The organism is Clavibacter lycopersici (genome assembly GCF_003576405.1).
GTDB classification, from domain to species: Bacteria; Actinomycetota; Actinomycetes; order Actinomycetales; family Microbacteriaceae; genus Clavibacter; species Clavibacter lycopersici.
This window is the reverse complement of the sequence record NZ_QWGT01000219.1, coordinates 1-4,663: the sequence shown is the minus strand read 5'-3', so window position 1 is coordinate 4,663 and position 4,663 is coordinate 1. Positions and strand designations below refer to the sequence as shown.

Below are 4,663 nucleotides of genomic sequence, written 5' to 3'. Positions count from 1 at the left end.
GCGAGGAGGTCGGCCGCCTCCGCGACGCGCGCGGTGAGGTGCGCGCCCTCGGCGACGAGGAGCCCGACGTAGGTGGACGCGGGGGCGCCGACGGCGGACTCCGCGCCGGTCGTGGTCGCGGATCCCCGGGCGAGGCCGGACGCCGGCGATGCGGGAGCGGGTGAGGTCATGGCGGCGGCCCTTCGGTCGACGTGCGCGGTGCGGGTGGGTGCGGTGCCGGATCAGATGGCCGACGACGGGATGCGGAGCCCGTGCGGGCGACGCGCGATGGCGCACCGGGTCGACGCCGATCCGGATGCGTGGTCCGACCCTCGCCCGGCCGGGTGAACGCGGGGTGTCGGGCGTGCCGCCACCCGGCCAACGCGACGCGGACGAGATCCCCCGGGGAGCTCGCGCCGATCGTCTACAAGTCGTAGAATCGTGGTGTCGCGATGGAGCCTCACCACCCGCATGATCCGCCCTCCACAGGAAGCGCATCCGGTCGCCATGACACCGCACACCGTTCCCCGAGACCACCCCGCACCCGGCCGCCGCCAGAGCGGTCGCCCCGAGTGAACGACCTCCTCGACCCGCTCCTGCTGTCGCGCTGGCAGTTCGGCCTCACGACCGTCTACCACTTCCTCTTCGTGCCGCTCACGATCGGCATGGCCTTCGTCTGCGCGCTGTACCAGACGGCCTGGGTGCGCACGGGGAAGCAGCACTACCTGCGGCTCACCCGCTTCTTCGGGAGGATCTTCCTCATCAACTTCGCGATGGGCACCGTCACCGGCATCGTGCAGGAGTTCCAGTTCGGCATGAACTGGTCGGAGTACTCCCGCTTCGTGGGCGACGTGTTCGGCGCGCCGCTGGCCCTCGAGGGCCTGCTCGCGTTCTTCCTCGAGGCGTCGTTCATCGGCGTGTGGATCTTCGGCTGGGACAAGCTCCCGAAGAGGCTGCACCTCGCGTCCATCTGGGTGGTCTCGGTCGCGTCGATCCTCTCGGCGTACTTCATCCTCGCGGCCAACGCGTTCATGCAGAACCCGGTGGGCTACCGCATCGACGAGGCCCGCGGGCGCGCCGAGCTCACCGACATCTGGGCGCTCCTCACCAACAAGGTCGCCCTCGCCGCCTTCCCGCACACGATCTTCGCGGCCTTCATGTGCGCGGCCGCCGTGATCATCTCGGTCGCCGCCTGGCACCTGTCGCGCAACCAGCACCTCGACACGATGATGCCGGCCATGCGGTTCGGCATGTGGTTCATGGTCGTCTCGGGCGCGCTCACCATCCTCTCGGGCGACCAGCTCGGCCTCGCGATGGTGCAGACGCAGCCCATGAAGATGGCCGCGGCCGAGGCGCACTACGACACGTCATCCGGCGCCGCCGCGTCGTTCTCGCTCTTCACCTGGGGCACGCCGGACGGGTCGAGCGAGCTGTTCTCCATCCGGATCCCGTACCTGCTGTCGTTCCTCTCCACGCACACGTTCGACGGCACCGTCCAGGGCATCAACGACCTGCAGGCGCAGTACGTGGCGAGCTACGGCCCCGGCGACTACACGCCCACCATCTGGGTGACCTACTGGGCGTTCCGCTGGATGATCGGCTTCGGCATGGCCGCGATCGGCGTCGCGGTCGCGGGGCTCTGGTTCACCCGCCGGGGCCGTCGCATCACGAAGCCCTGGATGTGGAAGGTCGCCATCTGGGCCGCCCCGCTGCCGCTGCTCGCGATGACGGTCGGCTGGATCTTCACGGAGATGGGCCGCCAGCCCTGGATCGTGTTCAGCCTGCTGCAGACGTCGTCGGCGGTCTCGCCGAACGTCACCGGGCTCCAGGTGCTGCTCTCGCTCGTCGCGTTCACGGTCGTCTACGGCTCGCTCGCGGTGGTGGAGTTCCGCCTCATCCTGAAGGCCGCGCAGAAGGGGCCGGATCCCGAGAAGGAGCCCGACCCCGTCACGGGCGAGGTCGCCCGGGAAGCGAGCGTCTACTGATGGACCTCACCCTCATCTGGTTCGGCGTCATCGCCTTCCTCTTCGTCGGCTACTTCGTGCTCGACGGCTTCGACTTCGGCGTGGGCATGAGCCTGCCGTTCCTCGCGAAGGACGACACCGACCGCCGCGTCCTGATCAACACCATCGGGCCGGTCTGGGACCTCAACGAGACCTGGCTCATCGTCGCGGGCGCCGCCCTGTTCGCGGCCTTCCCCGAGTGGTACGCGACGATGTTCAGCGGCTTCTACCTGCTGCTGCTCGCGATCCTCATCACGCTGATCCTCCGCGGCGTCTCGTTCGAGTACCGGCACCAGGGGGCGTCCGACCGGTGGCGCGGCTGGTTCGACGCGATGATCGTCGTGGGCTCCGTCGTGCCGTCGTTCCTCTGGGGCGTCGTGTTCGCGAACGTGGTGCGCGGGGTGCCGATGTCGGCGAACCACGACTACACGGGATCCACGCTCGACCCGCTGAACCCGTACGCGCTCCTCGGCGGCCTCACGACGCTGTCGCTGTTCCTGGTGAACGGGCTGCAGTTCGCCGCGCTCAAGACCGACGGCCCGATCCGCGCCCGCGCCCGCCTGCTCTCGATGCGCGTCGGAGCCGTGACGATCGTCATCGCCGCGGCCTTCCTCGTGTGGACGACGCTCGCGCACGGCTCGGCGCTGTCGGGGCTCGTGTCCGCGCTCGCGGCGGTCGCCCTCGTCGGCTCCTACCTCGCGAACGTGCGCGGGCGGGAGCGGTGGGCGTTCGGGCTGCTCGCCGCGACCATCGCGCTCGCGGTCGCCAGCCTCTTCACGGCGCTGCACCCGTACGTGATGCCCGCCTCGAACGACCCGGCGAACGGCCTCACGCTCGAGAACGCCTCGTCGTCGCCGTACACGCTCACGATCATGACGTGGGCCGCGGGGTTCGCGCTGCCGCTGATCCTCGCCTACCAGGGGTGGACGTACTGGGTGTTCCGGAAGCGCATCACGCGCGCCGTGATCGCGCAGGCCGCGCACTAGGGGCGCCGTGAAGCCCCTGGATCCGCGGCTGCTGCGGCACTCCGCGTCCGCCCGCGCGATGCTCGCCGCGGGCGCCCTGGTCGGCGTCGTGCAGACCGTCGCGCTCGTGGCCTTCTGCTGGTCGCTCACGCAGCTGGTCGTGCGGGCGATCGGCGGGGCGGACGCAGCGGCGCTCGGGCCCGTGCTCGCGCTCGCCGTCGGATCCGCCGTGGTCCGCGGCGCGTCGGCCTGGCTCCTCGACGTGGTCGGGGTCCGCGGCGCCGCTCAGGTGACGGCCGAGCTGCGTCGGCGGGCGCTGCGGGCGATCGCGGACCTCGGTCCCGCGTGGACGGCGGGCCGCAGCCGAGGACGCCTCGCGACGATCGTGGGCCCCGGCCTCGACGCGCTCGACCCGTACTTCGCGCGCTACGTGCCGCAGCTGATCCTCACCGCGCTCGCCACCCCGATCGTCGTGGCCGTGCTCTTCCTGTCCGACCCGCTCACGGGCGTGACCGTCCTCGCGACGCTGCCCGTGATCCCCGTGTTCATGGTGCTCGTCGGCTGGGCCACGCAGGAGGTGCAGCGGCGGCAGTGGTCGCGCCTGACGGAGCTCGCCTCGGGCTTCCTCGACGTGGTCGACGGGCTGTCGACGCTGCTCGTCTTCGGGCGCGCCCGGCGGCAGACCGCCCGGATCCGCCGCGTCACCGAGGAGTACCGCGTCGAGACCATGCGCGTGCTCCGGATCTCGTTCCTCTCCGGCTTCGTGCTCGAGCTCGCCGCCTCGCTGTCGGTCGCGCTCGTGGCCGTGTCGGTGGGCGTGCGCCTCATCGGCGGGCAGCTCGACCTCGAGGTGGGCCTGTTCGTGCTGCTGCTCGCGCCCGAGGCGTTCCTGCCGATCCGCCAGGTGGGCGTGCAGTTCCACGCGGCCGCCGAGGGGGTCGCCGCCTCCGACGACGTGCTCGGGATCCTCGAGGAGGAGCGGGCGGGGCGCCTCAGGCGTCCCACGACGGGTCCCGCGGCCGCGACGCCTCCCGCGGGCGACGCGCTCGTGATCCGCGACCTCGCGCTCTCCCACGACGGCCGACCCGTGCTCACCGGCCTCTCGGCGCGATTCCCGCGCGGACGCGTCACGGCCGTGACCGGGCCGAGCGGGGTCGGCAAGTCGTCGCTCGTGGCCGCGATCCTCGGGCAGCTGCCGGCCGACGGCGCGATCGAGTGGGACGGCGCCGCCGCATCCGTGCCGCGTCCGCCGCGCCCGACCGAGATCGCGTGGGCGGGCCAGCGGCCGGGACTCGTGGCCGGCACCGTGCGCGAGAACGTCGCGCTGGGCATCGCGGATCCCGACGACGCGCTCGTCCGGCGGGCGCTCGCGATGGCGGCGGCCGACGGCATCGACCCGGACCTCGTGCTCGGCGTCGGCGGGCAGGGGCTCTCCGGCGGGCAGGCGCAGCGGGTCGCGGTCGCGCGCGCCGTGCACCGCGCGCTCGCCCTCGACTGCCCGCTCGTGCTGCTCGACGAGCCGAGCTCGGCGCTCGACGCGTCGTCCGAGGAGCGGCTGGCCGCGGGGATCCGTGAGCTCGCCGACCAGGGCCGGGCGGTCGTCGTGGTGACGCACCGCGGCGCCCTGGTGAGCGCCGCCGACGCCGAGCTGCGGCTGGGCGGGGGATCCGGCCACGTCCCCGCAGGCGTCAGGTCGTCCGCCGCCGCTCCCGCGCG

At 72.5% G+C, this 4,663-nt stretch carries 3 protein-coding genes; all 3 read left to right on the top strand.

The features are described from left to right. The first annotated feature begins 551 nt into the window (after positions 1-551). Positions 552-1,964 (top strand): cytochrome ubiquinol oxidase subunit I, encoded by a 1,413-nt coding sequence (locus DZG00_RS12480; RefSeq protein ID WP_119382245.1) that lies wholly within the window; start codon positions 552-554, stop codon positions 1,962-1,964. Continuing rightward, the gene (cydB, locus tag DZG00_RS12475; protein WP_119382246.1) at positions 1,964-2,968 is read left to right on the top strand and encodes a cytochrome d ubiquinol oxidase subunit II; all 1,005 of its coding nucleotides are present in this window, start codon (positions 1,964-1,966) and stop codon (positions 2,966-2,968) included. The genes DZG00_RS12480 and cydB overlap by 1 nt, the downstream gene beginning before the upstream one ends. Positions 2,969-2,975: 7 nt before the next feature. Beyond that, a partial coding sequence (cydD, locus tag DZG00_RS12470) for a thiol reductant ABC exporter subunit CydD (RefSeq protein WP_119455677.1) occupies positions 2,976-4,663 on the top strand: 1,688 nt, incomplete at its 3' end.